We start from the raw sequence: 19,856 nt of genomic DNA, 5'->3' as shown, positions 1-19,856 counted from the left end.
GCCGGAGCTTCCATGACTGCACAACCCCAGGTTCTTAAAATCCGCCGCCCTGACGACTGGCACATCCATCTGCGTGATGGCGATATGCTGAAAACCGTCGTGCCTTATACCAGCGAAATTTATGGCCGCGCGATTGTCATGCCTAACCTGGTTCCACCAGTCACCACCGTCGATGCCGCGAAGGCCTATCGCCAGCGCATCCTGGATGCCGTCCCTGCGGGACACGATTTTACCCCGTTGATGACCTGCTATCTTACCGACTCGCTGGATCCGAACGAAGTGGAGCGCGGGTTTAACGAAGGCGTATTTACGGCGGCGAAACTCTACCCGGCAAATGCCACCACCAACTCCAGCCACGGCGTCACCAGCATAGATGCCATCATGCCGGTTCTGGAACGTATGCAGAAACTGGGCATGCCGCTGCTGGTCCATGGTGAAGTCACGCATGCCGAGATTGACATCTTCGACCGTGAAGCCCGTTTTATCGAGACCGTGATGGAGCCTCTGCGCCAGCGCCTGCCCGCGCTTAAAGTGGTCTTTGAGCATATCACCACCAAAGACGCGGCAGAATATGTGCGCGACGGCAACGATCTTATCGCTGCCACCATTACGCCACAGCACCTGATGTTTAACCGTAACCACATGCTGGTGGGCGGGGTGCGTCCTCACCTGTACTGTCTGCCTATTCTCAAGCGCAACATCCACCAGCAGGCGCTGCGCGAGCTGGTTGCCAGCGGGTTCTCCCGCGCGTTCCTCGGCACCGATTCCGCCCCTCACGCCCGCCACCGCAAAGAGGCAAGCTGCGGCTGTGCAGGCTGCTTCAACGCCCCAACGGCACTGGCCAGCTACGCGACCGTCTTTGAAGAGATGAACGCGCTCGAACATTTTGAAGCGTTCTGCTCCCTTAACGGCCCGCGCTTCTACGGCCTGCCGGTCAACGACACCTTCATCGAACTGGAGCGTAAAGCGAGCCACGTTGAGGAGTCCATTGCGCTGACGGATGACACGCTGATCCCATTCCTGGCGGGCGAAACCGTTAACTGGACGGTAAAACGTTAAAAAATCAATGCCCCTTGTTGTCAAACCGATAATATACCTGTATAAATAAACAGTATATTACACAGGGGGCATTTATGCGTATTGAAGTCACCATAGCCAAAACAACTGTTCTGCCTGCCGGCGCGCTTGATGCACTGGCAGGCGAATTATCCCGCCGTATTAACAACACCTTTCCCGATAACGCGGGTGCCGTAACGGTGCGTTACGCCGCGGCGAACAACCTCTCCGTCATTGGTGCTGCGAAAGAAGATAAAGATCGCATCAGCGAAATCCTGCAGGAAACGTGGGAAAGCGCAGACGACTGGTTTATCACAGATTAACACTGCTCCCTCATTGTGTTTTTTTGCCGGGTCGCCCCGGCTTTTTTTTTGTCTAAAAATCCTGCAAGTTCAAATTCATTCGGCATCTTCTTTAAAAATCGTGAACGAGATGGTGTTTTATTGTTCGAACAATCCTAAAAAGCAGAAAAATGTGTTGCCACCTGTTTATTTTTCCCGTTGGAACCCTTATTACTTGGTATACTGAAGATGCTTTCAGAAAAACATGCATTGAACCTCAAAGCCGTTGTCTTCTAACACGCATTAAGGGGGTTATAATGGAAAAGAATAGTGAAGTGATCCAGACCCATCCACTTGTTGGCTGGGATATCAGTACCGTAGATAGCTACGATGCGCTGATGCTGCGTTTGCACTACCAGACCCCGAATCAACTCAACCGTGAAGAAGCGGAAGTTGGACAGACGCTGTGGCTAACAACAGACGTCGCCCGTCAGTTTATTTCTATTTTAGAGGCAGGTATTGCAAAAATAGAATCTGGCGACTACCAGGAAAATGAGTATAAACGGCACTAAGCTTATGCCCACTTTTCTCTCTACAGGCACCCTCGCGGTGCCTTATTTATTTCTCCCTTGTCTAACCCCGCGTTGTTAATTACTCTGCTAACAAAACATCAGTTTACGAGATGCATATGAGATACGACTTAATCATTATTGGTAGCGGCTCCGTGGGTTCCGCTGCCGGTTATTATGCAACACAGGCAGGTCTGAAGGTCCTGATGATCGATGCCCACCTTCCTCCTCATTCGGAGGGCAGCCATCATGGCGATACCCGTCTCATGCGCCATGCGTATGGAGAAGGCGAGCGCTATGTACCGCTGGCGCTTCGCGCCCAGACGCTGTGGGATGAACTGGCGACACAGACCGAAGAGCGTATTTTCGAGCGTACCGGCGTCGTCAACCTTGGCCCTGCTCATTCTGATTTTCTCGCCGGCGTCGAGCGCAGCGCAAAAGCCTTTAATCTGGATGTTGAGAAGCTGGACGCGACGGGCATTACCGCGCGCTGGCCTGAAATTACCGTCCCGGACGATTACATCGGCCTCTTTGAAGCCCACTCCGGCGTGCTGCATTGTGAAACGGCGATCAAAACCTGGATCGATCTTGCCGCTAAGGCCGGCTGTGCGCAGCTGTTTAACTGTCCGGTAGAGGCCATCACCCATGACGAGAATGGCGTCACGGTAACGACTCTTGACGGCGACTATTCAGCGTCCCGCCTGCTCGTCAGCGCAGGAACCTGGGTCACTCGCCTGCTGCCGGAACTGCCAATCCAGCCGGTGCGCAAGGTCTTCTCCTGGTTCCAGTCGGATGGTCGCTACAGCGCGCAGAATAAATTCCCGGCCTTCACCGGCGAATTGCCGAATGGCGATCAGTTCTACGGTTTCCCTTCCGAGAAAGACGCGCTGAAAATCGGTAAACATAACGGTGGCCAGGCTATCGCCTCTCCTGACGAGCGTAAGCCTTTTGGCGCCTGTCCACAGGATGGTTCAGAAGCCTTCTCGTTCCTGCGCACTATCCTTCCGGGCGTCGGTGGCTTGCTGTATGGCGCGGCCTGTACCTACGACAACACGCCGGATGAAGACTTTATCATTGATACGCTGCCAGGGCATGACAACGTTCTGCTGATCACCGGGCTGAGCGGCCATGGCTTCAAGTTCGCTTCCGTGCTGGGTGAAATCGCCACGCAGTTTGCCCAGGGTATCACGCCGCAGTTTGATCTGACGCCCTTCTCACTCTCGCGTTTTAACGGATAATCCGTCACGGGCTCCGGAGGTTTCGGGGCCCGTTTCATTCACACTGCATTACGGGGCGTTATGCGCAGGATCGTTAGCTTTCTGATGAATAATATTCGCGAGCATTTCATGCTCTATATCTTATTGTGGGCACTGCTGGCTATTATTGATTTTGTTTACATTGTATTTTATTGAAAACTCTTACTGACAATAATTGACATTAATTTAGCTTTACTGAACCTCTCAATTTCACTTGCACGAAGGCATTGAATTACCTTTATCGATCCTGTTCAAAAGCGCTGAAATAAATAAAATAAAAATCAATAGACAATTATTTCAGTTGCAATGTCACATCTTCCCGTTCATTTTTACCCTTCGGTTAATATGAAAATGGACATTCTGATGCAACTGCGTAACACCTCCCGGCGCTACGGAATAATATCCATAGGTTTGCACTGGATATTTGCTATTGCCGTCTACGGTATGTTTGGACTTGGACTCTGGATGGTCACGCTCAGCTATTACGACGGCTGGTATCACCAGGCACCGGAGTTACATAAAAGCATTGGCGTTCTCCTGATGCTGGGTCTGGTTTTTCGCGTGATCTGGCGACATATTTCCCCGCCGCCCGCCGCGCCTAAGACCCACGGCAAAATGACCCGCCTGAGTGCCGTCGCCGCGCATGTCGCGCTCTATGCCCTGCTCTTCGCCATTCTGATTAGCGGCTACCTTATCTCGACGGCGGACGGTAAGCCGATTAGCGTCTTTGGCCTTTTTGACGTTCCGGCAACGCTTAGCGATGCTGGGACGCAGGCCGACACGGCGGGGGTTGTTCACCTCTGGCTTGCCTGGAGCGTGGTGATCCTCTCCGTGCTGCACGGGCTTGCCGCCCTCAAACACCATTTTATTGATAAAGACGATACGCTAAAGCGCATGCTTGGCCGCTCGTCAGTTGACTCTGGAGCATAAAATGAAAAAACACCTGCTGGGTATCGCCCTGGGTTCTCTGTTATTCACCGCCGGTTCCGCCGTGGCGGCTGATTATAAAATTGATAAAGAGGGCCAGCACGCTTTCGTCAATTTCCGTATTCAGCACCTGGGATACAGCTGGCTGTACGGTACCTTTAAGGATTTTGACGGCACATTCACCTTTGACGAGAAAAATCCTGCCGCCGACAAGGTCAACGTGACCATTAATACTAACAGCGTGGATACCAATCATGCTGAACGTGATAAACATTTGCGCAGCGGAGAATTCCTCAATGTCGGGAAATATCCACAGGCTACTTTCACCTCAACGGAAGTGAAAAAAGAGGGTGATAAGCTGAATATTACCGGCAACCTGACGCTTAACGGCGTAACAAAACCGGTCACGCTTGATGCTAAATTACTGGGTCAGGGTGACGATCCGTGGGGCGGTAAACGCGCAGGATTTGAAGCAGCGGGTAAAATTCACCTGAAAGATTTTAATATCACAACGGATTTAGGCCCGGCGTCTCAGGACGTTGAGCTGATTATTTCCGTTGAAGGTGTACAGCAGAAATCATAATAGATTCGCCCGGCAGGCTTTCGCCGTGCCGGGCGTTATTATCATTCCGGGTCAGGGATACCCAGTTTGGTATTCAGACGGCCGCGTGATTTATTGAAAATCTTGTTGCCGTTTTCACGTCCTGCGCGGCGACGACGCTGCTCTTCTTCCGGCAGGATGCTCTCTTCGCTGCACAATTCGCTACAGCAGCCGTTAAACTTCTCGGCACAGGCCGGGCACTGAATAAACAGCAGATGGCACCCGTCGTTTTTGCAGTTGGTATGAGTATCGCACGGCGCGCCGCACTGGTGGCACTGGGCAATAACGTCTTCCGAGATACGCTCACCCATACGCTCGTCAAAAACAAAGTTTTTACCGATAAAGCGCACCGGTAAACCCTGCTCGCGGGCGCGGCGGGCGTACTCGATAATGCCACCTTCAATATGCCAGACCTTATTAAAGCCGTTGTGCTTCATCCACGCGCTGGCTTTCTCACAGCGGATACCGCCGGTGCAGTACATAACGATCTTTTTATCTTTATGTTCCTGCATCATCTCAACCGCTTTGGGCAGCTGCTCGCGGAAGGTGTCGGCCGGGATTTCCATCGCATTCTCGAAATGCCCCACTTCGTACTCATAGTGGTTACGCATATCAATGAACACGGCATCCGGATCGTCCAGCATCGCATTCACTTCCGCTGCCTTCAGATATTCACCGACATCCGCCGCGTTAAACTCGGGATCGTCGATACCGTCCGCCACGATGCGTTCACGCACCTTCATGCGCAGCACCCAGAAGGATTTCCCGTCATCGTCCAGGGCAATGTTCAGGCGCAAGCCGTCGAGGGCCGGATCGAACTGATAAAGACACTCGCGGAAAGAGCTGACTTTGCTTTCCGGTACGCTAATTTGGGCGTTGATGCCTTCACGGGCAAGGTAGACGCGTCCGAAGACGTTCAGCGCCGTGAACGCCTGATAAAGCGCATCGCGGGTCGCCTGCGGATCGTCGATCGTGAAGTATTTATAGAAAGAGATGGTTGTGCGTGGTTCGGTTTCAGCCAACATACGCGCTTTCAACATCTCATTCGACACGCGGTTGTGTAACACTGGCATGGTGTACAGTCCTGGAATCGTTAGAGAGAATCAAAAATCGGTCGGCATCATATAGCAAACAAAACCAATTTACATCCACACAATTTACGCTACATTTCACACACCCTGATTAATCAGGATTAACAATTGCTGTATTCGTGCACGCTTCGAAAGCAGATATTTTGGCTATGTCTCAAAAAATGAGACACTAGCAAAATAGGACGTTTGAACACAGGAAAGACATGACCCAGTTACCAAAATTTACTGCCGCCCTTTTGCATCCCCGCTATTGGTTGACCTGGCTTGGCATCGCCTTTTTATGGCTTCTGGTACAGCTTCCCTACCCTGTTATTTTTCGGTTGGGTAAATTTCTGGGCCGTTTCGCGCAACTGTTTATGAAGCGTCGCGCCAGAATTGCGTACCGCAATCTTGAGCTGTGTTTTCCGCAGATGAGCGAGTCTGAGCGTCACGATATGGTCGCGAAGAATTTCGAATCCGTCGGGATGGGGCTTATGGAGACCGGTATGGCGTGGTTCTGGCCGGACAAACGCATGGCCCGCTGGATCGAGGTGACGGGAACCGGCATGGAGCCGGTGCATACGCTTCAGGCCAACCAGACGGGCGTTTTGCTGATTGGCGTCCATTTCCTTACGCTGGAAATCGGAGCGCGCATGTTCGGAATGCAGGCGCCGGGCATTGGCGTTTATCGTCCTAACGATAACCCGGTGATCGATTTAATCCAGACCAATGGCCGCATGCGCTCCAACAAAAGCATGATCGACCGTAAGGATCTGAAGGGGATGATCCGCGCGCTGAAATCCGGTGAAGTGGTCTGGTATGCCCCCGACCACGATTATGGCCCACAGGCCAGCGTATTTGTCCCCTTCTTCGCCGTTGAAGAGGCCGCCACAACGACCGGTACCTGGATGCTGGCGCGCATGTCCAAAGCCGCCATCGTGCCTTTTGTTCCCCGCCGTAAGCCGGATGGTTCAGGCTACGAGCTGATGATGCTGGAGCCGGAACTCGCGCCGCCGCTTGACGATGCAGAAACCACCGCGCGCTGGATGAACAGCGTTGTGGAGAAATGCATCATGCTGGCACCCGAGCAGTATATGTGGCTGCACCGCCGTTTTAAAACGCGGCCACAAGGCACGCCGTCCCGCTATTAATCCTCATGCGGTCCTCAGGGCCGCATGCCGTTTTAGCTTTAAAAGCTCCTCGTCATTGCGGCAATCATAACCCAGGCGCATAATTAGCAGGCTTATTACTTTATGCTTCAGGTGCTCTGCACCTCATTATGCGGATAGTTATGTCACCCTCAGATGCCCCCATAAACTGGAAGCGTAACCTCGCGGTTGCGTGGCTTGGCTGTTTTCTTACCGGCGCGGCCTTTAGCCTGGTTATGCCCTTCCTGCCGCTCTACGTCGAACAGCTTGGCGTGACGGGCCACAGCGCGCTCAATATGTGGTCCGGTCTGGTATTCAGCATCACGTTTCTCTTTTCCGCGATGGCCTCACCCTTCTGGGGCGGCCTTGCCGACCGCAAGGGACGTAAAATCATGCTGCTGCGCTCGGCGCTGGGGATGGCCATTATCATGGCGCTGATGGGCGTGGCGCAGAACGTCTGGCAGTTTCTGATCCTGCGCGCGCTGCTGGGCCTGCTGGGGGGATTTATTCCCAACGCGAATGCCCTGATTGCCACACAAATTCGCCGCCATAAAAGCGGTTGGGCGCTCGGGACGCTCTCTACCGGCGGCGTGAGCGGTGCTCTGCTTGGACCGCTGGCCGGTGGATTACTGGCGGATAACTACGGCCTGCGCCCGGTCTTCTTTATCACCGCCAGCGTGTTGTTCCTGTGCTTTATCGTCACCCTGCTCTGTATCCGGGAAAACTTCACGCCTGTCGCTAAAAAAGAGATGCTCCACGTCAGAGAGGTGCTGACCTCGCTCAAAAATCCCAGACTGGTGCTGAGCCTGTTCGTGACGACAATGATTATCCAGGTGGCTACCGGGTCGATTGCCCCTATTCTGACGCTGTACGTTCGCGACCTGGCGGGTAACGTCAGCAATATTGCGTTCATCAGCGGGCTGATTGCCTCCGTGCCCGGCGTGGCGGCGCTGCTGAGCGCCCCGAGGCTCGGAAAACTGGGGGACCGGGTGGGTCCGGAAAAAATACTGATCTGCGCGCTGGTGATCTCCGTCCTGCTGCTTATCCCGATGGCGATGGTGCAAACGCCATGGCAGCTGGGCGTCCTGCGCTTTTTGCTGGGAGCCGCCGACGGCGCATTGCTTCCCGCCGTACAGACCCTGCTGGTTTACAACTCCACGAACCAGATTGCCGGGCGTATTTTCAGCTATAACCAGTCATTCCGCGATATCGGTAACGTCACCGGACCGCTGCTCGGAGCCGGGATCTCCGCCAGCTTCGGTTTTCGCGCCGTCTTTATCGTGACGGCGGGCGTCGTGTTATTCAATGCCATTTATTCATGGTTCAGTTTATCCCGCGCGCTGCGGCCCGTGACGGAATAAGACGAACGCCTGACAGCTTATTTTCGCATTCATACTTGCAGAATCTTATATTCAGCTATTCTTTCCCTGAAACCTTCTGGAAAACAGGGAGACACCAATGACCATGTACGCCACGCTGGAAGCAGCGTAAAGTAAAATACATCATAAATTAGTGCCGTTATAATCGACTAAAACGCTCTCACAGATTACCTTCGTACCGTTCCATTCATCCTTGTAGATACTGGTATCAATCCCTACCTCAGGTTGAAACGTGTACCCTGTATCATTAACAAACTTCTGGTACTTGGCTGTCTGTACTGTAGCGTCATTGTACCTATGGCCTGAGTACTTAAATCCTGCTGAACCTTGCGGAACAATCCATGCCCCATAGGATGAGAAAGTACTCGCATGTTCAATCACCTTGTATTCAAACTCTGAGCCTGTATAACGGCCTGTATACGCTTCCGAGGTGTTGATCTTCCCGAATGGCGGATTGGCCATAGGCAACATCTTATAAACGGTCTGAGGAGTACTGGAGAGCGTCACCAATGATCCATTCTGCCTCTGGTAGTACCCTCTTCCCGATCATTACGTACTCTGGATTCAGTTCAACACAGGTAATGTGTGTTGAATAGTTTCTTTCTCAACAACATTAAATATTTAACAAAACTTGAAATAAAAAATACTGCACTTCCTCTTTTACAAAAATACCCCAATGCCCTTGATTTTTTCAAAGATAAAAAATCCAATTTTTCCGACATCAGTGTTGATTTACGAAACGGAATAACTGGGCTAAGTATGGCTATTATGCATATGGCTTTGCATACAAAAAACCCTGCTTTTATCGAAGAAAAAGAAGCCCGTTTAATTTACAATCACCTTCCTCTATATCATAATGAAGACCACCTTTAAATTCGACCTTTCGGGAATTTTTAAATAGTAAAAAGATGAGAATTTCAAATGGAAACCTTACATTTTATTTCGAATTTATTATTCCAGATGAAGCAATATCGGAAATTATCCTAGGTCCTAAATGTATTTTTGATTTTGCCGACGTTAAAGACTTTCTTTTATCAAATGGTCTAAAGCATGATGTAATCATAGACAAGTCTAAAGCTAGTTATCGCTAGTTTAAATGGTTGCAATTCTAAAGTAATGACTTGCTATATAATAAAGTCAGAATAATACCCTCACAATATACAGTGAGGGTACTTAATAAAATGAGGTATTAGCGATTGGCCTGAAACTTTCTGAGTACTAAGCGTGTGAGCAAGAACAGTATGGTAGCGTAGATAAGTACCATCAGGATTAAGGCAATGAACCTTACCGGATCTGCATCGGCTTCATATGACCCACTCAGGCCGGAACCGAAAGTACTATAGGCGGTATCCATGACCCATTGCGTTAGTCCATTGAGAGGCTTACCAAAACTTGATAGCCACCATGCAAAGATAATACAGATACTGTATATGGCCGCATTCTTAACGAATCCTGCACTTCGCATAGTCGCTTCCCCCTTGTACATCAACATAACCATATGCCATCAATCCAGTCCTTGATCCTGGTACTTTAACCTTTTTAGTACGGAGCAACTGACTACGTACAGTATAGAAATCGGGTCGATTGACGAAAGTAATGCAACCCTCTGAGAAACCAGAACCATCTGGCCTGAGTGGATGTAGTCGGAAACTACCACGCGATACACCATTAATCATTATGCTATCTGTCATAGTTTGAACACTGAAGAGTGCAAACCATTCGGAGTGGTCATTACCTGTGATTGTATCAACGCCCCATGCCCGGATCTTATTCAATGTAGAGCCAGTTGGTCTGTCTACTATCCAGTATCGTCCGGTTGGGATTGCGCTGTTAGGCATAAACGCACAATTCGGATCATTGGTATATGGGTTTTGCCCACTGAATACAGAGAAAGTTCCTATTCCATAGACGTTTAATTTGGCATAGCCATTTTTATCAATGTCGTCGTATGTCATCCTCATTATTTGCATTTTGTTTTCCCTGCTGTTTGCATAGGACGATTCTATCATGTGTCGAGTAATCGAACATCACCACTATAAGGTAGGTAAGTACGCGAAGAGATTCAACAGCCCGCAACCCTGACAAGGAGCAAGGCGACGCGTAATTACTCGCAATGACTTTAGGTACGTAGTACCGACCCCAATCACTTTGATTCAGTATTATCATCTGTCGAGCTAAGTGAGTAATAACGCCTTGCGGGTTTTCGAGTTCTGGCGTGACCTGCCTCCATCGGTAGATACATCTTGTTTATTATTCGGAGGCTTATTACTGTTAGGTGGGATATGGATAGGGAGAAACATGGGAAGGATACATGAGCTACAACTCGCTTATACTGAACAAACTTGATGCTGATCGCCACATGGCTAACCTGCTGGATAAAAGCCTTGCTGGTGTTCAACAGCAAGCCGTACAACAGGCTCATTTAATATACTCTGGGGTGGAAAGGCTTTCGTTGTATAGCTCGTGCTTCCTCGACAACTACCAGGACATATGTACACGTTTGAAGCAAGAAGATAAAAGGTTCTTGAAGGCTCTTGTAGTACTCGTAAAACATCATGACACTATAAGAGAGATGCTTGAAATCTATATCAACTATTTGTTTGAAAACTCTCAGACCAGCGTATCAGGAACATTACGTTAATCTTGTCTAAAGCTGTAGCTGGGTTTACAACTGCCACCCTTACCAAGTTTACCATTGCGTACACTATCGCTACGTTAGCGGCCTCAAGTCTTTCAATGCAAGTATCAATCTCCTCGGCACTCACCAAATGGTCAACGCGTGGTGTAGCTGCGGCGGGAATATAGGGGTACGCACAGGTAGCTTCACAGGCTGCAGAACGTCTTTTACATAAACATAGTCGGTACTATAGAGATCTCTATAATCGTGATCTGGAAATGTTATACTTACTAGTTGAACCAATAATTGATCGTGTTGACGTACACAATCAATACCAATAAAGCAATAACGATATTGTTTCTGATATTCTTAGGATCGTACGATGAAAAAAATGTTTAGCGTGTGGTGGTAGGAATTAGTTAGGCTTGTTATGCAAGTTTATATACCTATTGGTTTAACTATTATTTTGGTATGCTTGCCGTCACCTTTTGGGAAGATTATGCATTAATATCTACTGTTATATTCCTGATAGTTGCATTTATTGTCAGTGATCGTTTATTCAAACCAAAAAAGAAGCGTTAATATTGAATCAAGAAAAAGCCCCGCTTAATGGGCAATGCCGATCAGTCAAGGAGCGGTTGACCGATTCTTTACCGCGGCACTATCACGGCTTCCACTACAGGGAGCCGTTTTCTTATGCCATTTCTCAACGACCTGCTCGTTTTCAGCGACGGTTTGCCCATATCGCCGTCTGCCGGAGTTCTGATATGCCGGCGGTCATTTTGAGGTGAATGACCTGGCAGAGCATTATCACTCCCGGAGGGAAATCGAAGTCACGTTCAGAAACCTGAAAAGCAGCCTGCTGGATAATGCCCTGGTACTGAGAAGCCGCAGGGTTGACCTGCTGGAGCTGGAGGTCCGGGGAATGTTGCTGGTCTATAACCAGATACGGTGCGAGGCAGAAAAACTAAAAAATGCCATCAGAGATTGCAGTACTGGTAAATACCGTCAATCCAAAAACAATTAGAGCACATGTGTGGAGATCTGGAAGCGGTGTTCATAACAAAACGCCTCCAGCCATTAAGGCCGAGGGCAGTTAAGATGTCAAAAATACGGTACGCGGTGAACTCTCGTGCCGCACCGCTTAAGTGGGCGGCATTGAATGCGTGACGTCTTATTTTCACATTCATACTTGCAGAATCTTATATTCAGCTATTCTTTCCCTGAAACCTTCTGGAAAACAGGGAGACACCAATGACCATGTACGCCACGCTGGAAGAAGCTATTGATGCCGCTCGCGAAGAGTTCCTCGCCGACAACCCCGGCGTTGAAGAAGAAGATGCTGACGTGCAACAGCTTAATATCCAAAAATACGTTCTGCAGGATGGAGATATTATGTGGCAGGCCGAATTCTTTGCCGATGAAGGTGAAGAAGGGGAATGTTTGCCGATATTAAGTGGTGAAGGTGCGCAGGCCGTCTTTGATGGCGACTACGACGAAATCGAACTTCGGCAGGAATGGCTGGAAGAGAACACCCTGCACGAGTGGGATGAGGGTGAGTTTCAGCTCGAGCCGCCGCTGGATACGGAAGAAGGTCAAACCGCAGCCGATGAGTGGGACGAGCGTTAATTTACGCTATTCGTAAGGGCCGTGGCTGGCGTCGATCGGCAGCAACAGCGTGTCGAAAATCAGCGAGAACGGCAGATCGAGCACGGTCAGGTAGCGCCATGCGGAATCACGAAGGTCCCATTTCACGCCCGGGTAATACTGATTTCCGTGGCCTTGCCCTGGAATGGTGCGACTGATGATACTGCCGCAGCCGCTGAGCAGGCATGCCACCATAACGACGATGATTATTCTCATCTTTAACCTCTAAAAAAATACCGGCGATTAAGCCGGTATTTTATCTGGCGGGTGGCGATTCGCTTACCCGCCCCTTCTTAACAACTTACTTCGCCTTCAGCGCGAGCGGGTTCAGCTTCACGTCCTTATAGTAGTTCACCCACGAAGAGTATTTCTCCGGAGCGGACCACACGCGGTAGTGAAGACGCGCCATAGTCACCGGGTCGCTCAACAGCACCAGACGACGGTCGCGGTTGAGTTTTTCCGGGGTCTCGTTAAGCGCCTGCTCAACGTGACGATCGCGGGCAATCTCAAGCACCTGGCTGGCACGGTGACGCGCGGTCGCCATTGCCGTTGCCAGGGCGTTGAATGACGGGTTAAACACGGCGTGCATGAAGCCGTCATCCAGCGAGCGACTGCGGTTCTGTTCCAGGTAACGATCGGTATCCACCAGCACCTGCGGCGGGGAATACTCTTCCGGGATCAGGAACAGTTTCCAGCGTTTGGTTCGCAGCCCCACCGTTGAACGGCTGGAAATCACGGAAACAAACGGCGACAGGATCAGCGAGAAGACAATCGGCGCCAGCCAGAACAGGAAGCGCAGATCCAGCCAGGCCATCCCGGCCGCCCACACCAGACCCAGCAGCAGCTGAGAACCGTGGCGCATAAAGGCTTCACCCCACGGCGTGGAGTCATCATCACGCTGCGGTGAGTTCCAGACCACTTCCCAGCCCAGGAACGCACTGACCACAAACACGGTGTGGAACAGCATACGTACCGGCGCCAGCAGGACGGAGAACAGCACTTCCAGCAGCAGAGAAAGGGTCACGCGGAAGAAACCGCCGTACTCTTTCGAGCCTTTGCACCAGATAAGGATGATACTGAGCAGCTTAGGCAGGAACAGCAGCACCATGGTGGAGGCAAACAGCGCAATCGCCAGCTCCGGACGCCACTGCGGCCACACCGGGAACAGCTGCCGCGGTTGCAGGAAGTATTGCGGCTCCGTCAGGGCATGGACCACCTGTAAGGCAGTCGACAGCGCCAGGAACATAAACCACAGCGGTGCAGATAGATAGGACATCACGCCGGTCAGGAACACCGCACGGTGAACCGGGTGCATCCCTTTCACCAGGAACAGGCGGAAGTTCATCAGATTACCGTGACACCAGCGGCGGTCACGCTTGAGCTCGTCCAGCAGGTTCGGCGGCAGCTCTTCGTACGATCCCGGCAGGTCGTAGGCAATCCAGACGCCCCAGCCAGCACGACGCATCAGCGCCGCTTCTACGAAGTCGTGCGACAGAATAGAACCGGCAAACGAACCCTCGCCCGGCAGCGGCGCCAGCGCACAGTGCTCAATGAACGGCTTCACGCGGATAATGGCGTTGTGGCCCCAGTAGTGCGATTCACCCAGCTGCCAGAAGTGCAGACCCGCCGTAAACAGCGGCCCGTAAACACGGGTGGCGAACTGCTGGCAGCGCGCATACAGCGTGTCCATACCGGACGCTTTTGGCGAGGACTGAATAATACCCGCGTTAGGGTTAGCTTCCATCAGACGCACCAGACCGCTCAGGCAGTCTCCGCTCATGACGGAGTCAGCATCCAGCACCACCATGTAGCTGTACTGGTTACCCCAGCGACGGCAGAAGTCATCGATGTTACCGCTTTTACGCTTCACGCGACGACGGCGACGACGGTAGAAGATCTGGCCTTCGCCCTGCACTTCTGCAATCAGCTCCATCCACGCTTTTTGTTCCGCAACGCAGATATCCGGGTTGTAGCTGTCGCTCAGGATGTAAACGTCGAAATGCTCCGCGTTGCCGGTCGCCTTCACGGACTCCCAGGTCGCACGCAGGCCCGCAAATACGCGGTCAACGTCTTCGTTACAGATAGGCATAATCAGCGCGGTACGGTGCTCGGGATTGAGGGGTTCATCCCCGACCGTTGACGCTGAAATGCTGTATTTGTCACGCCCCATGAGCAGCTGTAGGAAGCCCATCAGCGCGGTCCAGAAACCGGCCGAGACCCAGCAGAAGAGGACCGCGAACAGCAGGAGAATGCCGCTCTGCAGGATATACGGCAGCAGCTGCATGAAGGAGACCCAGAGATCCTGGCCCATCATGTCCGTCGGATTGATAAACGCCCAGCCCTGGTAAGGCAGGATAGTTTTCATGTACCAGGTCGCGACGACCGTCTGCGCAAGCGTCAGAAGCAGCAGGATATAGCGACGGATTGTCCCGACGGTACGCCATTTCTGTTCGGAGGCCTGCTCTTCTTTCGTCAGGCGCGACAGATAGCGCGGCGTCACATCACGCCCGCGCAGGCGATCCCAGAAGCGACCCACCGGGTTGGTGCGCCATGGATCGGGGAACATAGAGGAACGCGTAGCCTTCGGCATCGCCTGAAGCTGATCGCGTCCTTCATCGTCTTTAATCAACTGCCCTTTCGCCAGCGAGTCCGGCCAGGCCTGCTCCAGACGCGCCTTGACTGACCCGAGCGGCGTATCATCATCACGGGAAAACGTATGATGTTCACCATCCAGCGCGGTGTGAACCGCGCGGATGTCGCTCTTTGGCAGTGCCGCTTTTTCGATATCCGTCAGCGGCATGGCATCAATATATTCAGATGTATTATTCATTGGCAGGTAGCTGATAGCTCCAGGTTTCACTCAGCGGCTGATCGTTACTGACCAGCGCAGCACGCATTTCAGTGGTCTGTTTCGGATCTTTCACTTTCACGCGCAGGGTCAGACGCCAGCCTTTGGTTACCGGGTTGTAACGCACGGTATTCTCAACGATTTCACCGTTATCACCGATGCTGGCCTGAGCGGCAACGGCGGTGTCCGGTGACAGTTTCTTCATATCCTGGCCTGTGAAGTCCACGACAAACGCCACGGTACCGTCAGGCTGACGGATAAGATTAGACTGCTTCACATCACCCGTTGAACGGCGAGTCTGCATTACATACGCGTTATCCGGCGCATGCAGCTTATCTTCGTCGCGGCTGAAGGTAATGGTGTACTTGAAGTTCATCTCTTTACCGGCTTCCGGCAGCTGATCCGGCGTCCAGTAAGCGACGATGTTATCGTTGGTTTCGTCGTTGGTTGGAATTTCTACCAGCTCGACCTTACCTTTACCCCAGTCACCGTTTGGCGTCACCCAGGCGCTTGGACGCTGGTCATAGCGATCGTCCAAATCTTCAAAGCGGGAGAACTGACGACCACGCTGCAGCAGACCAAAACCTTGCGGGTTTTCCATTGCGAAGCTGCTAACCGCCAGATGTTTCGGGTTATTCAGCGGACGCCAGATCCACTCACCGTTACCGGCATGAATAGACAGACCGTTAGAGTCATGCAGTTCCGGGCGGAAGTTGGTTGCCGGTGACGGCTGGTTCGGCCCGAACAGGAACATACTGGTCAGTGGCGCAACGCCCAGCTTGCCCACTTTATCACGCAGGTAAACCTTGGACTGCACGTCAACTACCGTGTCACGACCCGGCATAATCACAAAGCGATAGGCACCGGTTGCACGCGGGGAATCCAGGAGTGCATAAATGGTCAGACGTTTATCCGTTGGTTTTGGACGTTCAATCCAGAACTCACGGAAACGTGGAAACTCTTCACCTGATGGCAGCGCGGTATCAATAGCCAGACCGCGCGCAGAAAGCCCGTACACCTGCCCTGCGCCAATGACGCGGAAATAGCTGGCCCCAAGCATGCTGACGATTTCGTCGTTTTTATCTTTGCTGTTGATCGGGTAAAGCACCTTAAAGCCTGCAAAGCCCAGGTCTTTCACCGTATCTTTGTCGTGTTGCACATTGCCAAAATTGAAGTAATCCGGGCTGTACTTGATCTTACGTACCGCGGTTGCCGTCACTTCATTGATGGCAACAGGCGTGTCGAAGTACATACCCTGATGATAAAATTCAAGCTTGAACGGGGTTTTAATATTGCTCCAGTACGCTTTGTCGTGATTGAACTGGATCTGCTGATAGTCCGCATACTTCATGTCGCGGAAAACGGAGGACAAGTTACTTTTCGGCGCTTCGTAGCTCTTGCCTGCCATCGATTTTGCCTGTTTTGCGACATCGTCGATGTTAAAGGCCAGTGCCGATGAGGTATACAGTGATAACACCACTGCAGCACCCAACCAACGCATTTTCATCATCTGTGGTTTATGTTTCATAATAAGTAAGCACTTCCCCCTTTGTGTGCTTATATCGATCCGATCCATTTTAATGGAAACTCAGGCAATCCGACAACATTATCACTGCTTTGTTCAGCTGCTGGCTCATGGAATAAGCAAATGAAAGAACCCGCTATTCACTTTGCGTGCTTATCCTGGAGACAGGGTGTCGGTCTTGGTGTAGGGTTGGCTTCGAATGTAACCATTATGAGTCTTAGGGATAAGACGAAAAGTCTGAGAATGCACAACGTTATATGAGCACAACACCAACAGAACGTGAATATTTCCTCGACTCGATCAGGGCCTGGCTGATGCTATTGGGGATCCCCTTTCACATTTCACTGATTTACTCGAGCCACACCTGGCATGTGAATAGCCAGATGCCCTCCTGGTGGCTGACGCTGTTTAATGACTTTATTCACGCCTTCCGTATGCAGGTGTTCTTCGTCATATCCGGCTATTTTTCTTACATGCTGTTTCTACGATACCCGCTCAAGCGCTGGTGGAAAGTGCGCGTAGAGCGCGTGGGGATCCCCATGCTGACCGCAATTCCACTGCTGACGCTGCCTCAGTTCATTATGTTGCAATACGTCAAAGGCAAAGCGGAGAACTGGCCAAACCTGTCGCTATATGAAAAGTACAATACGCTGGTCTGGGAGCTGGTGTCTCACCTGTGGTTCCTGCTGGTGCTGGTGGTGCTCACAACGGTGAGCCTGTTGATTTTCAGCCGCCTGCGCCAACGTCTGAGTACAAAAGCCGACACCTTCTTCGCCAACGTTACGATGGGCAAACTGTCAGTGCTCTTCTTGCTGTTGGGGATTGCCTATGCCGCCGTGCGCCGAACGCTGCTTATCGTCTACCCGCCGATTTTGAGCGACGGGTTATTTAATTTTGTGGTGATGCAGTCACTGTTCTACATTCCGTTCTTTTTAATCGGCGCGCTGGCCTTTATTCATCCGAAGCTTAAGTCGCTGTTTGTCACCCCGTCACCGTGGTGCGCGCTGGGGGCAAGCCTCGCGTTCGCGGCCTATCTGCTGAATCAGCGCTACGGCAGCGGCGATGCCTGGATGTATGAAACGGAAAGCGTGATCACTATGCTGCTTGGGCTGTGGATGGTGAACGTGGTATTCGCGCTGGGCCACCGCTTGCTGAACTTTAAGTCCAGTCGCGTGACGTACTTCGTTAATGCGTCACTGTTTATCTATCTGGTGCATCATCCGTTGACGCTTTTCTTCGGGGCTTACATCACACCGCACATCGCTTCCAACACGCTGGGGTTCTTTACCGGGCTGGTGTTTGTTGTTGGGGTAGCAATCGTACTCTACGAAATCCATCTGCGGATCCCGCTCCTGCGCTTCCTCTTTTCAGGAAAACCACAGGCAAAAGCCTCATAAATCACGCGGCGCATCAGCTCTCCAGCTCTTGTCTGCGCTGGGTCAGAAGCCGCTGATAAAGATGCGTCGTGCCGTCGTCGAAACAGACAAAAATAACCTTCTCTGGCAGCGGTTTTAACGACAAATAGCGGTAAACCGTTTCTACGGCGATCGTAGCGGCAGCGGCCTTAGGGTAACCATACACGCCGGTGCTGATGGCCGGAAACGCCATCGTTTTATAACCATTGTCGGCGGCCAGCCGCAGACAGTTCCGGTAAGCCTCTTCCAGAATACTCGCTTCGTGCTGATCCCCGCCATGCCAGACAGGCCCTACGGCGTGAATTACCGCTCTCGCAGGCAGATTGCCCGCCAGCGTAATCACCGCATGACCGGGAGGACATTCCCCCTGCTGTTGGCGCACGGTTTTACAGGCTTCCAGCAGCTGCGGTCCGGCAGCCCGGTGGATAGCCCCATCCACGCCGCCTCCCCCCATCAGGGATGGATTGGCCGCATTGACGATGACGTCGACGTGCACTGTCGTAATATCGCCATGAATAATTTCAATTTGCGGTTTCATAAAGCCCCTCTGCAACCCGCCTTTTTCTTAAGTGTATCGCAGAGGAGACCGGGAGAAAAAACTATCAGAAAAAATCCTTTTTCACCGCAGGGAGCGAGAACGCGCACTAGCGATACTGGATTTCGACAACCGCGAGCGTTTTTTCAGGATTAAGATATTTCATATTGAGCGTCGCCAGGCTCGAGTCGCTCACTTTCCCGTTAAGCGCCTCTTCATAGCTGACCATACGCGTTTGCATACGGTTATTATTTGGACATGACATTACAATCTGTTGTTTTTGGGGAGTGACTTCACAGGGGTCGGCGACGACGGCACCGCGAAAATGAATGACACCACCGTAAACAACCGTGGCCGAATAAGCCGGGATACTCAAAGCAGAAACGACCAAACTCAGACCTGCCACGAATCGAGCAAAATAGTTGTTCATTATAGGTACTCCTCAATGAAAATCGTCCATGAGGGGTAAACGCGCTTCATTTATTAGGGCAAACGAAGTTTCACGTTACGGAACATAACGACCAGGTCCGTGATATCAGCATAGCTCAACGGTACAGACCCGCCATATTCTCAACATATTGATTTCATGAATGTTTAGAGCGAGCGTTCCGTTGGCGACCACTGTTGTGATAAATGTAGCGATTTACCGTCTGAAACGGTGACAACGATTTTCACCGTGTCTCCCGCGCTAATATTTAAACTCAGGTGCATTAAATCAATCGTCTGATTAGCGGGTATAAAAAGTGTGTTTTGCTGCCGGGAAGAACTTTGCCCCCCCTGCCCTTCTCGTAAAGAAACAATCTGAACCTGACAATCACACGACTGCGCCAGAGTGACCTGAGGAATAATGGTGGTCATATTTTCCTGCTGTGACGTTTTGAAGGTGATCTGGCTGGAAAGCGCGGCAAGGAGAATTAAGGTATTCATGATGAACTCCCGAAAAAAAACAGGGCACCAGCCCTGTTTTTTTGTAGCACAGATT

At 51.4% G+C, this 19,856-nt stretch carries 22 protein-coding genes and 1 pseudogene; 14 read left to right on the top strand and 9 right to left on the bottom strand.

Translation table 11 applies throughout. The annotated features are described in order from the left end of the window. Nucleotides 1-12: 12 nt before the first annotated feature. The 7 genes from pyrC to UTM25_RS09885 all read left to right on the top strand — a co-directional run bounded on the left by pyrC (nucleotide 13) and on the right by UTM25_RS09885 (nucleotide 4,672). Nucleotides 13-1,059 (top strand): dihydroorotase, encoded by a 1,047-nt coding sequence (pyrC, locus tag UTM25_RS09915; RefSeq protein ID WP_032658039.1) that lies wholly within the window; start codon nucleotides 13-15, stop codon nucleotides 1,057-1,059. 74 nt (nucleotides 1,060-1,133) lie between these two features. Then, nucleotides 1,134-1,379 carry a DNA damage-inducible protein I gene (dinI, locus tag UTM25_RS09910; protein ID WP_008500826.1) on the top strand — a complete coding sequence of 82 codons (246 nt, stop codon included), beginning with the start codon at nucleotides 1,134-1,136 and terminating at the stop codon, nucleotides 1,377-1,379. Nucleotides 1,380-1,654: 275 nt separating this feature from the next. Next, nucleotides 1,655-1,909 carry a biofilm formation regulator BssS gene (gene bssS / locus UTM25_RS09905; protein WP_008500827.1) on the top strand — a complete coding sequence of 85 codons (255 nt, stop codon included), beginning with the start codon at nucleotides 1,655-1,657 and terminating at the stop codon, nucleotides 1,907-1,909. 116 nt (nucleotides 1,910-2,025) lie between these two features. Then, nucleotides 2,026-3,144 carry an N-methyl-L-tryptophan oxidase gene (solA, locus tag UTM25_RS09900; protein ID WP_194401129.1) on the top strand — a complete coding sequence of 373 codons (1,119 nt, stop codon included), beginning with the start codon at nucleotides 2,026-2,028 and terminating at the stop codon, nucleotides 3,142-3,144. 60 nt (nucleotides 3,145-3,204) lie between these two features. Continuing rightward, a complete protein-coding gene (locus UTM25_RS09895; protein ID WP_032638658.1) occupies nucleotides 3,205-3,318 on the top strand; it encodes a YceO family protein in 114 nt (37 codons plus the stop codon). A gap of 207 nt (nucleotides 3,319-3,525) precedes the next feature. After that, nucleotides 3,526-4,092, top strand: coding sequence for a cytochrome b (locus UTM25_RS09890; protein ID WP_194401130.1), 567 nt, complete (start codon nucleotides 3,526-3,528; stop codon nucleotides 4,090-4,092). A gap of 1 nt (nucleotide 4,093) precedes the next feature. Further along, the gene (locus UTM25_RS09885) at nucleotides 4,094-4,672 is read left to right on the top strand and encodes a YceI family protein (RefSeq protein WP_033145193.1); all 579 of its coding nucleotides are present in this window, start codon (nucleotides 4,094-4,096) and stop codon (nucleotides 4,670-4,672) included. Between the two features lie 41 nt (nucleotides 4,673-4,713). Here UTM25_RS09885 and UTM25_RS09880 read toward each other — a convergent pair whose 3' ends face one another. Beyond that, nucleotides 4,714-5,763, bottom strand: a complete 1,050-nt coding sequence (locus tag UTM25_RS09880) for a rhodanese-related sulfurtransferase (protein ID WP_194401131.1) — start codon at nucleotides 5,761-5,763, stop codon at nucleotides 4,714-4,716. Nucleotides 5,764-5,984: 221 nt separating this feature from the next. On the opposite strand from UTM25_RS09880, the gene UTM25_RS09875 reads away from it, so the two are divergent. Both UTM25_RS09875 and mdtG read left to right on the top strand, forming a co-directional pair. Beyond that, entirely contained in the window at nucleotides 5,985-6,911 is a 927-nt protein-coding gene (locus tag UTM25_RS09875; protein WP_194401132.1) for a Kdo(2)-lipid IV(A) acyltransferase, read from the top strand. 140 nt (nucleotides 6,912-7,051) lie between these two features. Further along, nucleotides 7,052-8,269: a multidrug efflux MFS transporter MdtG gene (gene mdtG / locus UTM25_RS09870; protein WP_194401133.1), complete on the top strand. Its 1,218-nt coding sequence runs from the start codon at nucleotides 7,052-7,054 to the stop codon at nucleotides 8,267-8,269. A 141-nt stretch (nucleotides 8,270-8,410) separates the two neighbouring features. Here the strand turns inward: mdtG and UTM25_RS09865 are convergent, their stop codons facing one another. Next, a complete protein-coding gene (locus tag UTM25_RS09865) occupies nucleotides 8,411-8,794 on the bottom strand; it encodes a hypothetical protein (RefSeq protein WP_233469410.1) in 384 nt (127 codons plus the stop codon). A 78-nt stretch (nucleotides 8,795-8,872) separates the two neighbouring features. Between UTM25_RS09865 and UTM25_RS09860 the strand changes: the two genes are divergently transcribed. Next, nucleotides 8,873-9,160, top strand: a complete 288-nt coding sequence (locus tag UTM25_RS09860; protein WP_194401134.1) for a hypothetical protein — start codon at nucleotides 8,873-8,875, stop codon at nucleotides 9,158-9,160. A 569-nt stretch (nucleotides 9,161-9,729) separates the two neighbouring features. Here the strand turns inward: UTM25_RS09860 and UTM25_RS09855 are convergent. Next, on the bottom strand, nucleotides 9,730-10,242 hold the full coding sequence (locus UTM25_RS09855) for a DUF2778 domain-containing protein (RefSeq protein ID WP_320714766.1): 513 nt from the start codon (nucleotides 10,240-10,242) through the stop codon (nucleotides 9,730-9,732). 356 nt (nucleotides 10,243-10,598) lie between these two features. Between UTM25_RS09855 and UTM25_RS09850 the strand changes: the two genes are divergently transcribed. From UTM25_RS09850 to UTM25_RS09840, 3 genes and pseudogenes are all read left to right on the top strand, one after another. Then, on the top strand, nucleotides 10,599-10,928 hold the full coding sequence (locus UTM25_RS09850; RefSeq protein ID WP_194400078.1) for a hypothetical protein: 330 nt from the start codon (nucleotides 10,599-10,601) through the stop codon (nucleotides 10,926-10,928). A gap of 757 nt (nucleotides 10,929-11,685) precedes the next feature. Continuing rightward, nucleotides 11,686-12,074, top strand: a pseudogene (locus UTM25_RS09845) (IS4 family transposase); the annotation flags it as partial. A gap of 84 nt (nucleotides 12,075-12,158) precedes the next feature. After that, nucleotides 12,159-12,533 carry a MysB family protein gene (locus UTM25_RS09840; protein WP_023311118.1) on the top strand — a complete coding sequence of 125 codons (375 nt, stop codon included), beginning with the start codon at nucleotides 12,159-12,161 and terminating at the stop codon, nucleotides 12,531-12,533. A 6-nt stretch (nucleotides 12,534-12,539) separates the two neighbouring features. Here the strand turns inward: UTM25_RS09840 and UTM25_RS09835 are convergent, their stop codons facing one another. The 3 genes from UTM25_RS09835 to mdoG all read right to left on the bottom strand — a co-directional run bounded on the left by UTM25_RS09835 (nucleotide 12,540) and on the right by mdoG (nucleotide 16,927). Beyond that, a complete protein-coding gene (locus UTM25_RS09835; RefSeq protein ID WP_033145189.1) occupies nucleotides 12,540-12,767 on the bottom strand; it encodes a YceK/YidQ family lipoprotein in 228 nt (75 codons plus the stop codon). An 85-nt stretch (nucleotides 12,768-12,852) separates the two neighbouring features. Beyond that, nucleotides 12,853-15,381, bottom strand: a complete 2,529-nt coding sequence (mdoH, locus tag UTM25_RS09830) for a glucans biosynthesis glucosyltransferase MdoH (protein ID WP_194400066.1) — start codon at nucleotides 15,379-15,381, stop codon at nucleotides 12,853-12,855. After that, the gene (mdoG, locus tag UTM25_RS09825; RefSeq protein ID WP_320714709.1) at nucleotides 15,374-16,927 is read right to left on the bottom strand and encodes a glucans biosynthesis protein MdoG; all 1,554 of its coding nucleotides are present in this window, start codon (nucleotides 16,925-16,927) and stop codon (nucleotides 15,374-15,376) included. The genes mdoH and mdoG overlap by 8 nt, the downstream gene beginning before the upstream one ends. Before the next feature lie 254 nt (nucleotides 16,928-17,181). On the opposite strand from mdoG, the gene mdoC reads away from it, so the two are divergent. Continuing rightward, a complete protein-coding gene (mdoC, locus tag UTM25_RS09820) occupies nucleotides 17,182-18,321 on the top strand; it encodes a glucans biosynthesis protein MdoC (RefSeq protein ID WP_194400064.1) in 1,140 nt (379 codons plus the stop codon). Between the two features lie 13 nt (nucleotides 18,322-18,334). Here mdoC and ymdB read toward each other — a convergent pair whose 3' ends face one another. From ymdB to csgC, 3 genes are all read right to left on the bottom strand, one after another. Continuing rightward, nucleotides 18,335-18,877 (bottom strand): O-acetyl-ADP-ribose deacetylase, encoded by a 543-nt coding sequence (gene ymdB / locus UTM25_RS09815; protein WP_194400062.1) that lies wholly within the window; start codon nucleotides 18,875-18,877, stop codon nucleotides 18,335-18,337. A 106-nt stretch (nucleotides 18,878-18,983) separates the two neighbouring features. After that, nucleotides 18,984-19,304, bottom strand: coding sequence for a type 1 fimbrial protein (locus UTM25_RS09810; protein WP_109844490.1), 321 nt, complete (start codon nucleotides 19,302-19,304; stop codon nucleotides 18,984-18,986). Nucleotides 19,305-19,468: 164 nt separating this feature from the next. Then, nucleotides 19,469-19,801, bottom strand: coding sequence for a curli assembly chaperone CsgC (gene csgC / locus UTM25_RS09805; RefSeq protein WP_047174436.1), 333 nt, complete (start codon nucleotides 19,799-19,801; stop codon nucleotides 19,469-19,471). Nucleotides 19,802-19,856 lie beyond the last annotated feature (55 nt).

It is taken from the genome of Enterobacter sp. 61D5, from assembly GCF_034107965.1.
In the GTDB taxonomy this organism is placed as follows: Bacteria; Pseudomonadota; Gammaproteobacteria; order Enterobacterales; family Enterobacteriaceae; genus Enterobacter; species Enterobacter cloacae_M.
This window is presented reverse-complemented; position numbering and strand designations above follow the sequence as displayed.